The 18,586-nt window shown below is 74.5% G+C and carries 15 protein-coding genes and 1 rRNA gene; 11 read left to right on the top strand and 5 right to left on the bottom strand.

The window, feature by feature from the left end; genetic code table 11:
- Together rrf and ACZ4VF_RS27115 are read left to right on the top strand one after the other, a co-directional pair.
- Positions 1-86 (top strand): 5S ribosomal RNA (rrf, locus tag ACZ4VF_RS27120); the annotation flags it as partial.
- A 1,272-nt stretch (positions 87-1,358) separates the two neighbouring features.
- Entirely contained in the window at positions 1,359-2,156 is a 798-nt protein-coding gene (locus tag ACZ4VF_RS27115; protein ID WP_467929190.1) for a tetratricopeptide repeat protein, read from the top strand.
- 63 nt (positions 2,157-2,219) lie between these two features.
- On the opposite strand, the gene ACZ4VF_RS27110 is transcribed toward ACZ4VF_RS27115, so the two are convergent.
- A complete protein-coding gene (locus tag ACZ4VF_RS27110) occupies positions 2,220-3,503 on the bottom strand; it encodes a DUF1015 domain-containing protein (RefSeq protein ID WP_467929159.1) in 1,284 nt (427 codons plus the stop codon).
- A gap of 73 nt (positions 3,504-3,576) precedes the next feature.
- On the opposite strand from ACZ4VF_RS27110, the gene ACZ4VF_RS27105 reads away from it, so the two are divergent.
- The 4 genes from ACZ4VF_RS27105 to ACZ4VF_RS27090 all read left to right on the top strand — a co-directional run bounded on the left by ACZ4VF_RS27105 (position 3,577) and on the right by ACZ4VF_RS27090 (position 7,757).
- Positions 3,577-4,605: an HAD hydrolase-like protein gene (locus ACZ4VF_RS27105; RefSeq protein ID WP_467929158.1), complete on the top strand. Its 1,029-nt coding sequence runs from the start codon at positions 3,577-3,579 to the stop codon at positions 4,603-4,605.
- A 169-nt stretch (positions 4,606-4,774) separates the two neighbouring features.
- The gene (locus ACZ4VF_RS27100; RefSeq protein ID WP_467929156.1) at positions 4,775-5,818 is read left to right on the top strand and encodes a FecCD family ABC transporter permease; all 1,044 of its coding nucleotides are present in this window, start codon (positions 4,775-4,777) and stop codon (positions 5,816-5,818) included.
- Complete coding sequence (locus ACZ4VF_RS27095) at positions 5,815-6,861, top strand: FecCD family ABC transporter permease (protein ID WP_467929155.1); 1,047 nt, start codon at positions 5,815-5,817, stop codon at positions 6,859-6,861. The genes ACZ4VF_RS27100 and ACZ4VF_RS27095 overlap by 4 nt, the downstream gene beginning before the upstream one ends.
- Before the next feature lie 86 nt (positions 6,862-6,947).
- Positions 6,948-7,757 carry an ABC transporter ATP-binding protein gene (locus tag ACZ4VF_RS27090; RefSeq protein WP_467929154.1) on the top strand — a complete coding sequence of 270 codons (810 nt, stop codon included), beginning with the start codon at positions 6,948-6,950 and terminating at the stop codon, positions 7,755-7,757.
- Positions 7,758-7,767: 10 nt separating this feature from the next.
- Here the strand turns inward: ACZ4VF_RS27090 and ACZ4VF_RS27085 are convergent, their stop codons facing one another.
- On the bottom strand, positions 7,768-8,115 hold the full coding sequence (locus tag ACZ4VF_RS27085) for a sterol-binding protein (RefSeq protein WP_467929152.1): 348 nt from the start codon (positions 8,113-8,115) through the stop codon (positions 7,768-7,770).
- A 42-nt stretch (positions 8,116-8,157) separates the two neighbouring features.
- Here ACZ4VF_RS27085 and ACZ4VF_RS27080 point away from each other — a divergent pair, with 42 nt between their 5' ends.
- The 5 genes from ACZ4VF_RS27080 to ACZ4VF_RS27060 all read left to right on the top strand — a co-directional run bounded on the left by ACZ4VF_RS27080 (position 8,158) and on the right by ACZ4VF_RS27060 (position 13,544).
- A complete protein-coding gene (locus ACZ4VF_RS27080) occupies positions 8,158-8,433 on the top strand; it encodes a hypothetical protein (protein WP_467929151.1) in 276 nt (91 codons plus the stop codon).
- Positions 8,434-8,440: 7 nt separating this feature from the next.
- Positions 8,441-9,256, top strand: a complete 816-nt coding sequence (locus ACZ4VF_RS27075) for a TlyA family RNA methyltransferase (RefSeq protein WP_467929149.1) — start codon at positions 8,441-8,443, stop codon at positions 9,254-9,256.
- Positions 9,253-10,158, top strand: a complete 906-nt coding sequence (locus tag ACZ4VF_RS27070) for an NAD kinase (RefSeq protein WP_039651641.1) — start codon at positions 9,253-9,255, stop codon at positions 10,156-10,158. The genes ACZ4VF_RS27075 and ACZ4VF_RS27070 overlap by 4 nt, the downstream gene beginning before the upstream one ends.
- 39 nt (positions 10,159-10,197) lie before the next feature.
- Entirely contained in the window at positions 10,198-11,940 is a 1,743-nt protein-coding gene (gene recN, locus ACZ4VF_RS27065) for a DNA repair protein RecN (protein ID WP_467929147.1), read from the top strand.
- Between the two features lie 458 nt (positions 11,941-12,398).
- On the top strand, positions 12,399-13,544 hold the full coding sequence (locus tag ACZ4VF_RS27060; protein WP_467929146.1) for a glycosyltransferase family 4 protein: 1,146 nt from the start codon (positions 12,399-12,401) through the stop codon (positions 13,542-13,544).
- Positions 13,545-13,549: 5 nt separating this feature from the next.
- On the opposite strand, the gene ACZ4VF_RS27055 is transcribed toward ACZ4VF_RS27060, so the two are convergent.
- The 3 genes from ACZ4VF_RS27055 to ACZ4VF_RS27045 all read right to left on the bottom strand — a co-directional run bounded on the left by ACZ4VF_RS27055 (position 13,550) and on the right by ACZ4VF_RS27045 (position 18,445).
- On the bottom strand, positions 13,550-15,196 hold the full coding sequence (locus ACZ4VF_RS27055) for a PucR family transcriptional regulator (RefSeq protein WP_467929144.1): 1,647 nt from the start codon (positions 15,194-15,196) through the stop codon (positions 13,550-13,552).
- A 44-nt stretch (positions 15,197-15,240) separates the two neighbouring features.
- Complete coding sequence (locus tag ACZ4VF_RS27050; RefSeq protein ID WP_467929143.1) at positions 15,241-16,578, bottom strand: FAD-binding oxidoreductase; 1,338 nt, start codon at positions 16,576-16,578, stop codon at positions 15,241-15,243.
- Positions 16,579-16,642: 64 nt separating this feature from the next.
- Entirely contained in the window at positions 16,643-18,445 is a 1,803-nt protein-coding gene (locus ACZ4VF_RS27045; RefSeq protein WP_467929189.1) for a glycoside hydrolase family 15 protein, read from the bottom strand.
- Between the last annotated feature and the right edge of the window lie 141 nt (positions 18,446-18,586).

The following is an 18,586-nucleotide window of genomic DNA, read 5'->3' as shown; positions in this document are numbered from 1 at the left end:
GTTACATTCCGAACCCGGAAGCTAAGCCTCACAGCGCCGATGGTACTGCAGGGGGGACCCTGTGGGAGAGTAGGACGCCGCCGAACAATCTTTGGAGGACCCCTGGTCACCAGCGTTCAGCTGGGACCAGGGGTCCTTTTGTTTTTACAATGCTTGTGGTACCGAAGACAGGAGTCACCATGTCCACCAACTCTCCCGACGACCGACCGGAGCGCGACCAGCGGCGACGGGACAGTGGTGACCGCGGTGACCGTGGCGGCTTCCGCCGCGACAACGACCGCCGCGACAACGACCGGCGCGGTGGGGACCGGGGCGGCTACGGCCGCCGCGACGACCGGCGTGACGACCGGCGTGACGACCGCCGCGACGACCGCCGTGGTGGCGGCTTCCGTCGCGAGGGCGACCGGAGTGCTGCGCGTCCCGGGTTCCAGCGGGACGACCGCGACCGGGGTGACCGTGGCGGCTTCCGCCGCGACGACCGCCGCGACGACCGTGGGGACCGTGGGTTCCGTCGCGACGACCGCGGTGACCGGGGCGGTGACCGTCCCTCCTACCGCCGTGACGACGACCGCGCCGGCTACGGCCGCCGTGACGACAACCGTGGTGGCTTCCCGCGTCGTGACGACCGGCGTGACGACCGCCGTGACGACCGGGACCGTGGTGACCGCGGCGGCTTCCGCCGGGACTACGACCGGCGTGACGACCGGCGTGACGACCGTCGCGACGACCGGGGCGGTTTCCGGCGGGACGACAGCCGCGGTGACCGCGGTGGCTTCCGTCGTGAGGGCGACCGCGGTGCGCGCCCGGCGTTCCGCCGTGACGACCGGCGGGACGATCGTCGTGACGACCGTCGTGATGACCGTGGGGACCGTGGGTTCCGTCGCGACGACCGCGGTGACCGGGGCGGTGACCGTCCCTCCTACCGCCGTGACGACGACCGCGCCGGCTACGGCCGCCGTGACGACAACCGTGGCGGCTTCCCGCGTCGTGACGACCGGCGTGACGACGACCGTGGTGGCTTCCGTCGCGATGACCGTGACGACCGGGGTGGTTTCCGGCGGGACGACAGCCGTGACGACCGGGGTGGTTTCCGGCGGGACGACAGCCGTGACGACCGGGGCGGATTCCGCCGGGACGACAGCCGTGGTGAGCGCGGTGGCTTCCGGGGGCGGGACGACCGTGGGGCCCGTGGGCCGCGCAGGGACGACCGGCGCGACGACCGGGGAGACCGCGGTGGGCGGCCCGGTGGGTTCCGGGGCCGTGACGGGCGGGACGACCGCCGCGACGGACGGGACGACCGCCGTGGCGGTGGCCGGTTCCGCGACGAGCGTGACCGGGACCGTGAGCCGATCAAGCGGCTGCCGATCCCGGAGGACGTCACCGGCGAGGAGATCGACAAGGACGTCCGGCAGGAGCTGCAGAGCCTGCCCAAGACGCTCGCGGAGGACGTCGCCAAGAACCTGGTGATGGTCGCCCGGCTCATCGACGAGGACCCCGAGGGCGCCTACGGCTACTCCAGGGTGGCCCTGCGCCTGGCGTCCCGTGTGGCCGCCGTGCGCGAGGCCGCCGGGTTCGCCGCGTACGCGAACCAGAAGTACAGCGAGGCCCTCGCCGAGTTCCGGGCCGCCCGGCGGATGACCGGCTCCGTGGAGCTGTGGCCGGTGATGGCCGACTGCGAGCGCGGGCTCGGCCGGCCGGAGAAGGCGCTGGACATGGCCGGTGCCCCGGAGGTGCACAAGCTGGACAAGGCCGGTCAGGTCGAGATGCGCCTCGTCGCGGCCGGAGCCCGACGGGACATGGGCCAGCTGGACGCGGCCATCGTGACCCTGCAGAGCCCGGAGCTGGCCTCCAACTCGGTGCAGCCGTGGACCGCCCGCCTGCGCTACGCCTACGCCGACGCCCTGCTGGCGGCCGGCCGGGAGCGCGAGGCGCGGGAGTGGTTCGCGAAGGCCGTCGAGGCCGACCGGGACGGCAGCACGGACGCCTCCGACCGGCTCGCCGAGCTGGACGGCGTGGAGTTCGTCGACGCCCTGTCCGAGGACGACGCCGACGAGTCCGGCGACCCCGGTGAGTCCGCTCAGTCCCCCGAGCCGGCCAAGCAGGCCGACACCTCCTCGGAGGACGGCGTGGACGGCGACAAGGACCGACAGGACTGACCTCTGTCACAAAGAAGAGGGCAGGCCCCCCACGGGGTCTGCCCTTTTTCGCGTGGTGCCGGCTCAGATCTCCACTGCCCGCAACACCAGCCCGGAGGCGGGTTTCGGGCCGAACGACGTCGACTTCCGGGGCATCCGTACGCCTTGCCGGGCCAGGTCGCGGACGACCTCCTCGCGGACCGGGTGCATCAGGACGGCGGTACTGCCGTCGCGTTCCGCCTTCTCCACGGTCGCGGCCGCGTCGTGGATGTAGGCGATGTGGGCGGGGGAGTCCTCCGGGATGCGCCAGACGTGCTCCAGGAGCGTGGCGTGCAGGACCGCGGCGTCCAGGGAGCGCCAGGCGGCCGGGCGGTCCGCCGGGATCGTCCGGGCCAGCAGGTCCGGGTCGGGACGGTCGAGCAGGTGGAAGGCGCCGTCTCCGGCCAGCAGGAAGGAGTTGCCCGCACAGGAGGCGTCGGCGAGCACCTCCAGCGCCTCTGGCAGGGGCACGTCGAGGTGGCGTACCCGGAAGAGGCCCTCCACCGCCGCCAGCGCGCCGGTGACCGGCAGGCCGTGCAGCAGCCGGTGGATGGCACGGACGCGCAGCGGGTAGCGCACGGTGTCGACCAGCAGGACCAGGCCGTAGTCCCAGGGGCTGGGGGAGGGGTGCTCGGTGCGCAGACGCCGGTAGGTGGCCCAGCGATGGTGGCCGTCGGCGATCAGGGCCTGGCGGCCGGCGAGGTCGGTCCGGATGCGGGCCAGCTCCTCCGGGTCGGTCACGGACCACAGGCGGTGGTGGAAGCCGTCCTCGGTGGTCGTGGCCAGCAGGGGCGGCCGGTCCGCCGTACGCTCGACGACCTCGGCCGCCTCTCCGTCTCCCCGGTAGGTCAGCAGCAGCGGCTCCAGGTTCGCGCGGGTGGCGCGCATCAGCGCCGCCCGGTCGGCCACCACGGGCGGCATGACGTCCTCGTGGGGCAGCACCACGCCCTCCGCGGGCTCCGTCACCCGCAGGGCGCCGATGATGCCGCGCTGGAGCATGCCGTCGCCGTCCCGCTGCTCGTACACGTACAGGCCCGGCTCCGGGTCGGCGGTGAGGATGCCCTCGTCCAGCCAGCGGCGCAGCGTGTCGGCGGCCTGCTCGGTGCGGGCGCTGGGCGTGCCGGCCTCCGGGAGGATCAGCCGGACGATGTTGTGCGGGTCGGCCGACTGGAGGTGGTGCAGGCCGTCGGGGCGCACGACGACGTCGTAGGGCGGGGAGGTGACGGAGGCGAGGCTGCCGACCCGGTCGGGGTCGTACCGAAGGCCTCGGAACGGGGTGAGTTCCAGACCGCGACGCGCCGTTGCCTCCGAGTGACCTGCTGTGTCCATCCCGGCATCGTACGTGTGCCGGTGGCGTACGGGATGATCGGGGGAAAGCGAGTGAACGAGGAGCGATGCGGACATGAGCCAGGACGTCAGGACGAGCCCCGAGGGCAGTGGGCAGCCCTTGAGCGAGGCGTACGACACGGCGCTGCTCGATCTGGACGGGGTGGTGTACGCGGGCGGGAACGCGATCGCGCACGCGGTCGACTCGCTGGCGGCGGCCCGGGCGGGCGGGATGCGTCTGGCCTACGTCACGAACAACGCGCTGCGCACGCCGGACGCGGTGGCCGGGCATCTGACGGAGCTGGGCATACCGTCGGGGGCGGACGACGTCATCACCTCGGCGCAGGCCGTCGCGCGGCTGATCAGCGAGCAGGTGCCGGCCGGGGCGCGGGTGCTGGTGATCGGCGGTGAAGGGCTGCGGGTGGCGCTGCGCGAGCGGGGTCTTGCGCCGGTGGAGTCGGCGGACGACGATCCTGCGGCGGTCGTGCAGGGGTACGGCGGGCCGGAGCTGCCCTGGGGGCGGTTCGCGGAGGCGTCGTACGCGATCCGGCGCGGGGTGCCGTGGTTCGCGTCCAACACCGATCTGACGATCCCGAGCGGGCGGGGCATCGCGCCGGGCAACGGGGCGGCGGTGGAGGTCGTCCGGATCGCGACGGGTGCCGAGCCGCAGGTCGCGGGCAAGCCGCTGCCCCCGATGCACCGGGAGACGATCATCCGGACCGGTGCCGAGCGGCCGCTGGTGGTCGGGGACCGGCTGGACACGGACATCGAGGGCGCCTTCAACGGCGGGGTCGACTCGCTGCTGGTGCTGACCGGGGTGACCGACGGCGCGCAGCTGCTTGCCGCGCCGCCGCCGCACCGGCCGACGTATGTGGACGCCGATCTGCGCGGGCTGCTCACCGGCCAGCCGGAAATCGCCCGGGAGGGTGACGGTTTCCGGTGCGGCGGGTGGACGGCGGCGGCCGGGACCGACCGGCTGGAGCTGACCGGCGACGGTGAGGCGCTGGACGGGCTGCGGGCGCTGTGTGCGGCGGCCTGGACGGCGGCGGGGGAGGGCTCCTGCACGCTGGAGGCGGAGAAGGCGCTGGCCAGGCTGGGGCTCTGACGGGTCCTCAGGTCGTCCACGTGCCCCACGTCGACCGTCGTCGCCCACGTCGACCACCCTCGCCTACGTCGCCTACGTCGCCTGCGTCGACCAGGTCCGGCAGGCCTCCGGCGCGGTGCCCGGCCACCGGGGATCGAGATCGGATGCGAGGGTAGGCTAACCTAACCTCGTGTTGGTCGACAGTCCTCCGGTACAGCGCGCGGAGACCGCCCCCGCGCCCCCAACCCGCCGGGCGGCGCGGGCCCTTGGGCTCCTGCTCTCGGTCCTGCTCCTGGTGCTCGTCGCTCTGGCGAGCATCGCGATCGGGGCCAAAGCGCTGTCGCCGGACCAGGTCTGGCACGGCCTGTTCCACGACACGGGGACGTACGGCGACGTGGTCGTGGACGAGCGGCTCTCGCGTACGGTCCTCGGCCTGCTGGTGGGCGCCGCGCTCGGCCTGTCCGGCGCGGTCCTCCAGGCGCTGACCCGCAACCCGCTCGCCGACCCCGGCCTGCTCGGCATCAACGCCGGCGCCTCCGCCGCCGTCGTCACGGCCATCACCTACGCCGGCGTCACCAGCCTGACGGGTTACGTGTGGTTCGCGTTCCTGGGCGCCTCGGCGGTCGGCGCGCTGGTGTGGTTCCTCGGCGGCAGCAGGGGTGCCACGCCGGTACGTCTCGCGCTCGCCGGTACGGCGATCAGCGCGGCCCTGTACGGCTACCTCCAGGCCGTGATGATCATCGACGGCGCGGCCCTGGCCAGGATGCGGTTCTGGACGGTGGGTTCCCTCGCGTCGGCCGGCTCCTCGACCATCACCCAGGTGCTGCCGTTCCTCGCGGTGGGCACGGTCCTCGCGCTCGCCCTGGCCCGCCCGCTGAACGCCGTGGAGATGGGCGACGACACCGCCCGTGCCCTCGGCGCCGATCTGAACCGCACCCGGGCGCTGGCCATGCTGGCCGCCGTGCTGCTGTGCGGCGCCGCGACCGCCGCCTGCGGCCCGATCGTCTTCGTCGGCCTGATGGTCCCGCACGTCGTGCGCTCCTTCACCGGCCCGGACCTGCGCTGGATCCTGCCGTACGCCACGGTCCTGGCGCCCGTGCTGCTGCTCGGCGCCGATGTCCTCGGCCGGGTCGTGGCGCGCCCCGCCGAGCTCCAGGTCGGCATCGTCACCGCCGTGATCGGCGGCCCGGTCTTCATCTTTCTCGTACGACGGCGGAGGACGGCCCAGCTGTGAAGACACATCCCAGGAGCCGGGCCGTACGCACTCCCGGCGGGCTCTCCCTGCGTCTGGAACCGCGGGCCCTGATCGTCGTCGTCCTGCTGCTGGCCGCCGCGTGCGCCGCGGGTGTCGCCCTGATCGGCACCGGCGACGCGAGGATACCGGCGGCCGACGTGCTGCGGACGCTCGCCGGGAACGGCACCGCCTACCAGGACTTCATCGTCAACGAACTGCGGCTGCCGCGGGTCCTCGTCGGTCTGCTGGTCGGAGCGTCGCTAGGGCTCGGCGGCGCGCTCTTCCAGTCCGTTTCCCGCAACCCGCTCGGCAGCCCGGACCTGCTCGGCCTCTCGCAGGCCTCGACGGCCGGCGCGCTGGTCGTGATCGTGCTGCTGTCCGGCGGCGCCACCCAGGTCACCCTGGGCGCGCTGGCCGGCGGCCTGGTCACCGGCTTCGCCCTCTACGCGCTCGCGTGGAAGCAGGGCGTGCACGGCTACCGGCTCGTGCTGGTCGGGATCGGCGTCAACGCCGTCATGACGGCGGTCAACGGCTATCTGCTCACCAAGGCCGACCTGGTCGACGCGACCCGGGCGGTGGTGTGGATGACCGGTTCGCTGAGCGGCCGCGACTGGGAGCAGGTCTGGCCGCTGCTCGGGCTGTGCGCCGTGCTCTTCCCCCTGGTGCTCGCCCACGCACGCGGTCTGCGGATGATGGAGATGGGCGACGACGTCTCGAACGCCCTCGGTGTGCGTGTGCAGCGCGTACGGCTGCTGCTGATGGCCTCCGCCGTCCTGCTCACCGCCGCCGCCACGGCCGCCGCCGGCCCCGTCAGCTTCGTCGCGCTGACCGCGCCGCAGCTCGCCCGCCGCCTCACCCGCTCGCCGGGGCCCAACCTGGTGCCCTCCCTCTGCATGGGGGCGACCCTGCTGGTCGCCGCCGACTGGGCCTCCCAGCGTGCCTTCGGCGCCGACCAGCTGCCCGTCGGCGTGGTCACCGGCGTCCTCGGCGGTGCCTACCTGCTGTGGCTGCTGGTCGCCGAGCGCCGGGCGGGCCGGGTATGACCGCCACCGCCACGACCGCGGGCGCGACGAACCGTCCCGCGGCGAACCGTCCCGCGGCGAAGAGCCCAAGGAGCCCAAGGAGCACTGTGAACCGCCTGTCCGCCGAGAACGTCACCCTCGCCTACGACCAGCGCGTCATCGCCGAGCAGCTCTCGGTGGAGATCCCCGACAACTCCTTCACGGTGATCGTCGGCCCGAACGCGTGCGGCAAGTCGACGCTGCTGCGGGCGCTGTCGCGGATGCTCAGGCCCAGCCAGGGGCGGGTGCTGCTGGACGGGCAGGCCATCCAGTCGATGCCCGCGAAGAAGGTCGCACGGACCCTCGGCCTGCTGCCGCAGTCGTCCGTCGCGCCCGACGGCATCACGGTCGCCGACCTCGTCGGCCGGGGCCGCTACCCGCACCAGGGCCTGCTGCGCCAGTGGTCGGCCGAGGACGAGCGGGTCGTGTCGGAGTCGATGCGGCAGACCGGGGTCGCCGAGCTGGCCGAGCGGTACGTGGACGAGCTGTCCGGCGGGCAGCGGCAGCGGGTGTGGATCGCCATGGCGCTCGCCCAGCAGACCCCGCTGCTGCTCCTCGACGAGCCCACCACCTACCTCGACATCCAGCACCAGATCGACGTCCTCGACCTGTGCGCCGAGCTGCACGAGGAACAGGGCCGGACGCTGGTGGCGGTCCTGCACGACCTCAACCACGCCGCCCGGTACGCCACCCACCTCATCGCCCTGCGCGGCGGCACGGTGATCGCCGAGGGCGCCCCCAGCGACATCGTCACGGCCGAACTGGTCGAGGAGGTCTTCGGGCTGCGTTGCCAGGTCATCGAGGACCCGGAGACGGGGACCCCGCTGGTGGTGCCGGCGGCCCGCAGGACGCGCGCGGAGAAGGTGCCGGCCTCCTGAGGACGGGCGCCTACAGCAGCTTCCGCAGCCGGAACAGGTCCAGCAGGCTCGCCTCCAGCCGCACCCGGCCCGAGCCCCAGGCGGTCGCGAAGTTCAGTCCGCCGCCCACCAGGGCCACCAGGTCGTCGCCGGCCATGGCGAGCCTGATCTGCGCCCGCTCACGGGGCGGACCGGGGTGCGTCCCGTCCACCTCGATCCGGCCGCCGGTCAGCCGGCCCGCGAAGGTGACGTCCAGGTCCGTGATGTGGCAGCTCACCGAGCGGTCCAGCGCGGCGGCCGCGCGGACCTCGCCCTCGGCGCCCTGCATGTTGTCCGAGAGCTTCCCCAGTGCGGCGCGGCACTCCTCGATCGTGGCCATCGCCCACGACGGTACCCCAGCGCTTCGCGGTAGCGTCTGGGCATGAGCGAGCCCGTGTCCGAGACCGACATCGACACCCAGGCGGCGCCCGCGTACGACCCCGCGGCGCCCGCCCCCCTGGACGTCCCCCGCACCCCCACCGGCAACGCCGAGGTCGACGCCCAGCTCGACCGGCTGGCCGACGCCGACCACCTCGCCACCGACGGCCATGCCGAGGTGTACGAGGATGTACACCGGGGTCTGCGCGACGCGCTCACCGCGCTCGACGCCCGCCCGGGCCCTGCGGGCCCCGCACCGTCGTACCAACACAGGAGCTGAACCGAACGTGGCAGGAGTCGCACGCCGCCGTCTCGACGCGGAGCTGGTCCGCCGGAAGCTCGCCCGCTCGCGCGAGCACGCCAGCCAGCTGATCGCCGCCGGCCGGGTCACCGTCGGCAAGACCGTGGCGACCAAGCCGGCCACCCAGGTGGAGACCGCCGCCGCGATCGTGGTCCGGTCCGACGAGGGCGACCCGGACTACGTCTCCCGGGGCGGCCACAAGCTCGCCGGCGCGCTGGAGGCCTTCGTGCCGCGGGGGCTCGTGGTCGAGGGCCGGCGCGCGCTGGACGCCGGCGCGTCCACCGGCGGCTTCACCGACGTCCTGCTGCGCGCGGGCGCCGCCCACGTCGTCGCGGTGGACGTCGGCTACGGACAGCTGGCCTGGTCCCTGCGGAACGATGAACGCGTCACCGTCAAGGACCGTACGAACGTACGCGAGTTGACGCTTGAGGCGATCGATGGGAAACCTGTGGATCTTGTCGTGGGCGATCTGTCCTTCATCCCGCTCGGGCTGGTGCTGCCCGCCCTGAAGCGGTGCGCGGCGCCGGACGCCGACCTGGTGATGATGGTCAAGCCGCAGTTCGAGGTCGGGAAGGAGCGGCTCGGCAGCGGGGGTGTCGTACGGAGTCCGCAGCTGCGGGCGGAGGCCGTGCGAGGAGTGGCCGAGAAGGGCTGGGAACTGGGGCTCGGGGTGCAGGGTGTCACCGCCAGTCCGCTGCCCGGCCCCTCGGGGAACGTCGAGTACTTTCTCTGGCTGCGGTCGGGCGCACCCCAGGTGGACCCGGCCGACGTCGACCGTGCAGTGGCGGAGGGGCCGCGTTGACACAGAACCTGGCGCGTACTGTTTTCCTGCTCGCCCACACCGGGCGGCCCGCGGCGATCCGCAGTGCGGAACTCGTCGTCAAGGGGCTGCTGCGGCATGGCATCGGGGTGCGGGTGCTGGAGGAGGAGGCGCGCGACCTGCCGCTGCCGGACGAGGTGGCCCTCGTCAAGGAGGCGACGCCGCAGTGCCTGGACGGGTGCGAGCTGCTCATCGTGCTCGGCGGCGACGGCACGCTGCTGCGCGGCGCGGAGTTCGCGCGTGCCTCCGGGGTGCCGATGCTCGGCGTCAACCTGGGCCGCGTCGGCTTCCTCGCCGAGGCCGAGCGCGACGACCTCGACCGGGTGGTGGACCGGGTGGTGGCGCGGTCGTACGAGGTCGAGGAGCGGATGACCGTCGACGTCGTGGTGCACCGCAACGGGGACATCGTGCACACCGACTGGGCGCTGAACGAGGCGGCCGTGCAGAAGGCCGGCGCGGAGAAGCTGCTGGAGGTCGTGCTGGAGATCGACGGACGGCCGGTGACCGGGTTCGGCTGCGACGGGGTCGTCCTGTCGACGCCCACCGGATCCACCGCGTACGCGTTCTCCGCGGGCGGCCCCGTGGTGTGGCCGGAGGTGGAGGCGCTGCTGATGGTGCCGATCAGCGCGCACGCGCTGTTCGCGAAGCCGCTGGTGACCTCGCCGGACTCGGTGCTGGCGGTGGAGGTGCTGCCGCACATCCCGCCGGGTGTGCTGTGGTGCGACGGGCGGCGGACCGTGGAGCTGCCGCCCGGGGCGCGGGTGGAGGTGCGGCGCGGTGCCGTGCCGGTGCGGCTGGCCCGGCTGCACCACTCCTCCTTCACGGACCGGCTGGTGGCGAAGTTCGCGCTGCCGACCACCGGCTGGCGCGGGGCGCCTCACTAGAAAGAGCGGCCTGTGTGCACTCCCCGCCCCGGACCTCGTATGGTCTGTTCCGTGTTGGAGGAGATGCGGATACGGTCACTCGGGGTCATCGACGACGCCGTCGTCGAGCTGTCGCCCGGGTTCACCGCGGTCACCGGTGAGACCGGCGCGGGCAAGACCATGGTGGTCACCAGCCTGGGTCTGCTGCTCGGGGGCCGGGCGGACCCGGCGCTCGTGCGGATCGGGGCCGAGAAGGCGGTCGTGGAGGGGCGGGTCGCCGTACCCGCCGGCGCGGCCGCCGTCGTACGCGCCGAGGAGGCCGGGGCCGAGCTGGACGACGGCGCCCTGCTGATCAGCCGGACCGTGTCCGCCGAGGGCCGCTCCCGGGCGCATCTGGGCGGGCGCAGCGTGCCCGTCGGGCTGCTCGCCGAGCTGGCCGACGACCTGGTGGCCGTGCACGGGCAGACGGATCAGCAGGGGCTGCTGAAGCTGTCCCGGCAGCGGCAGGCGCTCGACCGGTACGCGGGCGACGCCGTCGCCGTGCCGCTCGCCAAGTACGCCGAGGCCTACAAGCGGCTGCGGGCCGTCTCCGCCGAGCTGGAGGAGATCACCACGCGCGCGCGTGAGCGGGCGCAGGAAGCCGACATGCTGCGGTACGGGCTGGACGAGATCGCCGCCGTGGAGCCCCGGCCCGGTGAGGACGCCGAGCTGGCCGACGAGGCCGAGCGGCTGGGGCACGCCGAGGCCCTGGCGTCCGCCGCGACGGCCGCGCACGCCGCTCTCGCGGGCAATCCGGAGGACCCCGAGGGCATCGACGCCTCCACGCTGGTCGCGGGCGCCCACCGGGCGCTGGAGGCCGTGCGCGCGCACGACCCGGCGCTGGCCGCGCTCGCCGACCGGATCGGGGAGATCGGCATCCTGCTCGGCGACGTGGCCGGCGAGCTGGCCGGCTACGCCGACGATCTCGACGCCGATCCGCTGCGGCTGGCCGCGGTGGAGGAGCGCCGGGCCGCCCTGAACGCGCTGACCCGCAAGTACGGCGACGACGTCGCCGCCGTCCTGGCCTGGGCGGAGCGGAGCGCGGCCCGGCTCACCGAGCTGGACGGCGACGACGAGCGGACCGAGGAGCTGACCGCCGAGCGGGACGCGCTGCGCACCGAGCTGGGCGGCCTCGCGCAGGCCCTGTCGGACGCGCGGACGGAGGCCGCCGAGCGGTTCGCCGCCGCGGTGACCGCCGAGCTGGCCTCGCTGGCGATGCCCCACGCGCGCGTGTCCTTCGACATCCGGCAGACCGAGGATCCCGAGGGCGTCGAGGTCGGCGGCCGGACGGTCGCCTACGGCCCCTCCGGCGTGGACGAGGTCGAGCTGCTCCTCGCCCCCCACCCGGGCGCCCCGCCGCGGCCCATCGCCAAGGGCGCGTCCGGCGGTGAGCTGTCCCGCGTGATGCTGGCCGTGGAGGTGGTCTTCGCGGGCACCGACCCCGTGCCGACGTACCTCTTCGACGAGGTCGACGCCGGTGTCGGCGGCAAGGCGGCCGTCGAGATCGGACGGCGCCTGGCGAAGCTCGCCAGGACCGCGCAGGTCGTCGTGGTCACCCACCTGCCCCAGGTCGCCGCGTTCGCCGACCGCCAGCTGCTGGTGGAGAAGACCAGCGACGGCTCCGTCACCCGCTCCGGCGTGAAGGTCCTGGAGGGCGAGGAGCGCGTCCGCGAGCTGTCCCGCATGCTCGCCGGCCAGGAGGACTCCGAGACGGCCCGCGCGCACGCGGAGGAACTGCTGGCCACGGCCAGGGCGGACCTGTAGCAGCCGGCCCCCCCGAGCCGGTGTCCCCGGCGCACGCCCCCGGTGCCGCACCGGGGGCGCTCGTCGTGGTGGGGAACCGGCGCGCGGGACTGCTCGCGTACGCCGTGGCTCGGGTCGCCGCGTCCGGTACGGAGACCGGGTGAGAGCGTGGGCCCGCGCGGTGGGAGCGGCTGACCTCGCCGTATGCCCGGCCGCCCCGCTCGGCCGCGGCGGGGACCCCATCACCCGTGTGGGTGATGTGCTCCGGCGCATTGCCCCGGCCCGCCGCACAGTGCGCCCTCACGGATGTCCCTGAACGGCCGTACGGCCTGGCATGCTTGGCAGGGAACGCGGGGCGGGCAGCCGGTCCGGACGGTCCGTGCGGGAGGCGCGCGAGGTGCGTCCGTCCGCCCCCCGGAGCCCGCTACCTTCTGTACGTTCGCTCGTGACCGCCCCCGTGAACCAGGAGCCCCGGCCCCGTGAGCCCCCTGAGCAGCAACGCACCGCACGGCCAGTCGCCGCTGCGCACCGTGCAGGTGCTCGGCGGAGGCAACGCCGGCAGCAGCGCGCATGTGCGTTCCCTGGCCGCGGGGCTCGTGGCGAGAGGCGTGCGCGTCACGGTGTGCGCCCCCTTCGAGGCCGACCACGCCTACGACTTCACCGGAGCCGGCGCCGAACACGTGCACGTGCCCCGCAGCAGCGACCCCGTCTCCGTGGCCGCGCTCCGCACCGCCTGCGCGCACGCCGACCTGGTGCACGCGCACGGGCTGCACGCCTCCTTCCGGGCCGTGCTCGCGCTCGGCGGGCGCACCACCCCGCTCGTGGTCACCTGGCACAACCGGGCCCACGCCGAGGGCCCGCGGGCGCATCTGCTGCGGCTGCTGGAGCGGCGGGTGGTGAAGACCGCGGCCGTGGTCCTCGGCACCAGCCCCGACCTGGTCGACCTGGCCCGGCGCAGCGGTGCGCGGGACGCCCGGCTGGCCGCCGTCGCCCTGCCGGGCCGGCGTCGGCCGGACGACCTCGTGGACCCGGACGACCCCGACCGGATGCGGCCCAAGCTCCGGGCCGAACTCGGCGCCACCGGCCGCCCGTTGCTCATCGCGGTCGGCTCCCTGGACCGGCAGCGCGGCTACGACGTCCTGCTCGACGCCGCCCGCGCCTGGCGCGACCTGGACCCGGCACCGCTGGTGGTCGTCGCGGGGGAGGGGCCGCTGCGGCCGGTGCTGCAGCGGCGCATCGAGGACGAGGAGCTGCCGGTGCGGCTGATCGGGCACCGCGAGGACGTGTCCGAACTGCTCTCCGCCGCCGATGTGGCGCTGCTGACCAGCAGGTGGGAGTCACGCTCCGTCCTCGCCCAGGAGGCGCTGCACGCGCGCGTACCGCTCGTCGCCACCCGGGTCGGCGGGATCCCCGACCTCGTCGGCGACGCGGCCGAACTCGTCCCGTACGGCGACCCGGGAGCCCTCGCAGAGACCGTCGTACGGCTGCTCGCCGACCCCGGCCGCCGGGAACTGCTGCGCGAGCGCGGCACCCGGCAGGCCGCCAGCTGGCCGAGCGAGGACGAGACCGTCGCCCAAGTGCTCAGTGTCTACGACGAGTTGACCCAGCCGAGACCGCTGGTCTGACGGCCTCAGGGCACGTGCCGGCGCGCCCGCAGGGCCAGGCTCAACGCCAGGACCGTCTGCGGGTCGTCCAGATCGGTGCCCAGCAACTCCCCGATCCGGGCCAGCCGGTTGTACAGCGTCTGCCGGTTCAGATGCAGCTCGCGGGCCGTCTCCGCCTTGCGCCCGGCGTGTGCCAGATAGGTCTCCAGGGTCGGCAGCAACGGCGGCTTGGCGCGGTGGTCGTGGTCGCGCAGCGGGCCGATCGCGCGGTCCACGAAGGCCGCCAGGTCCGGGTGGTCGCGCAGCCGCCACAGCAGCAGGTCGATGTCCAGGCGCCGGGCGTCGTACCAGGGCCGGTCGGTCAGCCCCTGGGCCGCCGTCGCCGTCTCCGCCGCGTGCCGCAGCCCCGCCGAGGCCGCCGCCCAGCCGCCCGCCACCCCGACGACCACCACCGGCGGCGGCGAGCCCGGCCGGCGCATCCCGGCCCGCTCCACCCCCGCGCGCAGCGCCGCCGCCACCCGGTCCGCGACCGCCGCCCGCTCCGACTCGGACCGCAGCCCCAGCAGCACCAGCACCCGGCCCTCCACCGGCCGCACCCCCAGCAGCACCGGCACCCCCACCGCGGCCAGCTCCTCGGAGACCGCCCGGGCCAGCACCGCCCAGCCACCGCCGGGGGAGAGGGTGTCCCCGATCCGCATCACCACGGGCAGCAGCGGGCTGCCGCCGGGCTTGAAGCCCAGCACCCGGGCCTGCGCCGGGGCGTCCTCCGCCGCGATCCGGCCCTCGGCGAGATCGGTGAGGAAGTCACCGCGCCCGCGCGCCGCCAGCTCCTCCTCCTGCCGGGCCTGCATCAGCACCACGGCCAGGATGCCCGCGGCCCGCTCGGCGGCGATCCGGTGCACCGGGGCCAGCGGGGACCGCACCGGCAGCAGCACCAGCCGAGCACGCACGGAACCGGCCGCCCCGGGCCCGCCACCGGGCACGTCCACCAGCACCGAACCGGCCGGCGGCGGGGCCTCCTTGTGCGGGCCGCGCAGCCCCTCCCACACCTGCAGGGGGTCCGCGCCCTCCGGTCCGGCCCCGGCGGCGTACAGCAGCCGCGCGTCGGCGGTCTCCAGGAACACCGGGTTGCCGCTGAAGTCGGCCAGGATGCCCAGCACCTGCGGCACCCCGCCGCCGCCCAGCAGCGCCTCCGTGCAGCGCCGGTGCACCTCCTCCGCGCGCTGGAGCAGTGCGTAGTGACCGTTGACGATCTCGGTGTGGACCTCCTCGGTCACCGTCACGAACGGCACCTCGCGGTGCAGCTGGACCAGCGGCAGACCGGCCGCCCGGGCCGTGTCCACCAGGGCCGCCGGCAGCCGGGCGAAACGCGGGCCCAGCTCGACCACCAGGGCGGCGATCCCGCGCTCGGCGAGCGTCCGGACGAACGCCCGCTGCTCGGCCGGCCGGGTACCGAGGCCGTAGCCGGTGGTGAGCAGCAGCTCGCCGCCCTTCAGCAGCGAGGCAATGTTCGGGACCTCGCCGGCGTGCACCCAGCGCACGGTGCGGCCGAGCCGGTCGGCGCCCGCCAGGACCTCCGGCAGCCCGCTGCGCAGGCCGGGCAGTTCCAGCGCCCGCTGCACAGTGATGCCGGCGCCCTGGGTGTCGAGTCGGTGGTCCGTACGGCTGTCCATGCAGCGGACGCTACCTGCGGGAACGTCCTCAGGACAGCTCCCGCCTACAGCGGCCGGATGTTGTGGTTGAAGCGGAACACGTTGTCGGGGTCGTACCGCCGCTTCACCTTCTCCAGGCGCGGCAGGTTCCCCTCGCCCAGGCCCGCCCGGACCCGCTCGGGACCCTCGTCGCCGATGAGGGTGAGGGGGACGGCGTCCGTGCTCCAGGGGCGTACGCCGGCGCACGCGTCCCGCACCCCGGCGAGGGCCCGCTCGTCGTCGGCCGGGTCCGCCCAGCAGGCGAAGGGGTGCACGATCCAGGCCGCCCGCCGGTAGGGCAGCGGAGGACCGCCGGCTCCGGCGGCCGCGGTGGCGACCGCCGCGCCGAGGGGCAGGAGCATGAGCCGGGAACCCGGCGCCGGGAGGTCCGCCGCGAGGGCGCAGACGGCGTCCACGGCCGCGTCGGGCAGAGCGGTCAGGCACCGGGCCGACCAGTGGGCGCGCGTCCCGCCGGGCGGGTACGGCAGCCCCGGTGCCCGCGCACCCCACACCTCCGCCTCGTGCGGGAGCGCCGTCAGCGGCCCGGCCAGCGCGCGCAGCTCCTCCTCGCCGCCCGCGTACGTCACCTGCGCGGCGCACCTCGGCGCGGGCCGCCCGGACAGGTACAGCGCCGTCCCGTCCGCCTCGCCCGGACCGGCGCCGACGACCTCGCGGAACGCGCGTACCGCGGCCGGCCCGGACTCCGGCGGGTACAGCACCGTGACGGTGGCGAGCCGGGGCACCTCGTGCAGCGTCAGGGTCAGCGCGGTCGCGATGCCGAAGTTGCCGCCTCCGCCGTGCAGGGCCCGGAACAGCTCCGGGTTCTCGTCGGGGTTGGCGTGCACCCGCTCGGCGTCGGCGGTCACCAGTTCGACTCCGACGAGATGGTCCGCGGCGGATCCGACGGCGCGGTCCAGCGGGCCGGTGCCACCGCCCAGGAGACAGCCGGCGACCCCGACGCCCGGGTCCCGGGCGACGGTCGCCGCGCGGCCGTACGGCCGCGTGGCCCGGTCGAGGTGCCCCACCGTGGCCCCGCCGCCCACCCGGGCCGCCTCGGCCGCCGGGTCGACCCTCACCCCGTGCATCCGGCGCAGGTCCACCTCCAGCGCGCCGTCCACCCGGGTGCCCGCCAGGCCCAGTCCGCCGCCGCGCACCGCGACGTGCAGGTCCAGCTCCCGCGCGAAGCGCACCGCCCGCACCACATCCGTCACGTGCGCGCACCGGGCGATCACGGCCGGACGGCGCTCCGTCCTGGCGTTGGCAACCGCCCGCGCGTCGTCGTACCCCGGGTCCCCCGGCGCGAACACCTCGCCGGCCAGGTCCGCACGGAGCGCCGCGAGGGCGGTGTACGCCTTGGAAGCCATGGCCGCCCCCTTGCAGGCCCGTGGAGCGGAGGTCCGGCTTCCAGCGTAGGCCGGGGCGGCCGGGCTAGCCGCCGTACGCCCCCGAGGCCGTCAGGCGCAGGGCCGTGTCGATCAGGGGCACGTGGCTGAAGGCCTGCGGGAAGTTGCCCACCTGGCGCTTCAGACGCGGGTCCCACTCCTCGGCGAGCAGACCGAGGTCGTTGCGCAGCGCGAGGAGCTTCTCGAACAGCCTGCGGGCCTCGTCGACCCGGCCGATCATCGCCAGGTCGTCCGCCATCCAGAACGAGCAGGCCAGGAAGGCGCCCTCGTCGCCCGGCAGGCCGTCGACGCCCGCGCTGTCGCCCTCCGTCGGGTAGCGCAGGATGAACCCGTCCGAGGTGGACAGCTCGCGCTGGATCGCCTCGATCGTGCCGATCACCCGCTTGTCGTCCGGCGGCAGGAAGCCCATCTGCGGGATGAGCAGCAGGGAGGCGTCCAGCTCCTGCGAGCCGTAGGACTGGGTGAAGGTGTTGCGCTCCTTGTCGTAGCCCTTCTCGCACACGTCCCGGTGGATGTCGTCGCGCAGCTCGCGCCAGCGCTCCAGCGGGCCGTCCGCGTCCCCGGACTCGATGAGCTTGATCGTGCGGTCCACCGCGACCCACGCCATCACCTTGGAGTGCACGAAGTGCCGGCGCGGGCCGCGCACCTCCCAGATGCCCTCGTCCGGCTCCTGCCAGTGGTCCTCCAGGTAGCGGATCAGCTTCAGCTGGAGGAGCGAGGCGTAGTCGTTGCGGGCCAGGCCGGTCATGTGGCCCAGGTGCAGGGCCTCGGTGACCTCGCCGTAGACGTCCAGCTGGAGCTGGTGCGCGGCGCCGTTGCCGACCCGGACGGGGGCCGAGCCCTCGTAGCCCGGCAGCCAGTCCAGCTCCGCCTCGCCCAGCTCGCGCTCGCCGGCGATGCCGTACATGATCTGCAGGTTCTCCGGGTCGCCCGCGACCGCGCGCAGCAGCCACTCGCGCCAGGCGCGGGCCTCCTCGCGGTAGCCCGTGCGCAGCAGCGAGGACAGGGTGATCGCCGCGTCCCGCAGCCAGGTGTAGCGGTAGTCCCAGTTGCGTACGCCCCCGATGTCCTCCGGCAGGGAGGTGGTGGGGGCGGCGACGATGCCGCCGGTCGGGGCGTACGTCAGCGCCTTCAGGGTGATCAGCGAGCGGACCACCGCCTCGCGGTACGGCCCGTGGTACGTACAGTGCTCGACCCACTCGCGCCAGAAGTCCTCCGTCGCCTCCAGCGAGGCCTCCGGCTCCGGCAGCGGCGGCGGCTCCTTGTGGGAGGGCTGCCACGAGATCGTGAACGCGATCCGGTCACCCGGGGCGACCGTGAAGTCGGCGTACGTGGTGAGCGCCTTGCCGTAGGTCTCGGCCTCCGTGTCGAACCACACCGAGTCCGGCCCGGCGACCGCGACCGTACGGCCCTCGTGCCTGTGCACCCACGGCACCACACGGCCGTAGGAGAACCGCATCCTGAGGGCCGAGCGCATCGGCACCCGGCCGGTGACGCCCTCCACGATCCGGATCAGCTGCGGGGCGCCGTCACGCGGGGGCATGAAATCGGTCACGCGGACCGTGCCGCGCGGGGTGTCCCACTCGGATTCCAGGATCAGCGAGTCGCCGCGGTAGCTGCGCCGGGCGGCCGTGGGCGGCTGGGCGTCGGCGGCGTGCGCCGGGCCGAGCCGCCAGAAGCCGTGCTCCTCGGTGCCCAGCAGGCCGGCGAAGATGGCATGCGAGTCGAAGCGGGGCAGGCACAGCCAGTCCACTGTGCCGTCCCGGCAGACCAGCGCCGCGGTCTGCATGTCTCCGATGAGTGCGTAGTCTTCGATGCGCCCGGCCACGTGCAACTCCAGTCGAACGGCCACGTCACACCCCCGCGCAGGGGGCTGTCGCTAGTGCGGTCAAGGGATCGTTGTTGTGCGTCGTTGAGCGGTGAAGCAAAGCAGCCCGCAGAGCCCTGGGGCAACACGACAGTCTTTGCT

The organism is Streptomyces sp. NPDC029151 (assembly GCF_055564315.1).
The sequence above is the reverse complement of the archived record's forward strand: the minus strand, read 5'-3'. Positions and strand labels throughout refer to the sequence as shown.

What these genes read in the sequence shown, in the direction of transcription:
- ACZ4VF_RS27085 (WP_467929152.1), bottom strand. Translation starts at nt 8,115, where the DNA reads ATGGCCACGATCGAGGAGTGCCGCGCCGCACTGGGGAAGCTCTCGGAC.
- recN (WP_467929147.1), top strand. Translation starts at nt 10,198, where the DNA reads ATGGTCTGTTCCGTGTTGGAGGAGATGCGGATACGGTCACTCGGGGTC.
- ACZ4VF_RS27055 (WP_467929144.1), bottom strand. Translation starts at nt 15,196, where the DNA reads ATGGACAGCCGTACGGACCACCGACTCGACACCCAGGGCGCCGGCATC.
- ACZ4VF_RS27050 (WP_467929143.1), bottom strand. Translation starts at nt 16,578, where the DNA reads ATGGCTTCCAAGGCGTACACCGCCCTCGCGGCGCTCCGTGCGGACCTG.
- ACZ4VF_RS27110 (WP_467929159.1), bottom strand. Translation starts at nt 3,503, where the DNA reads ATGGACACAGCAGGTCACTCGGAGGCAACGGCGCGTCGCGGTCTGGAA.
- ACZ4VF_RS27105 (WP_467929158.1), top strand. Translation starts at nt 3,577, where the DNA reads ATGAGCCAGGACGTCAGGACGAGCCCCGAGGGCAGTGGGCAGCCCTTG.
- ACZ4VF_RS27080 (WP_467929151.1), top strand. Translation starts at nt 8,158, where the DNA reads ATGAGCGAGCCCGTGTCCGAGACCGACATCGACACCCAGGCGGCGCCC.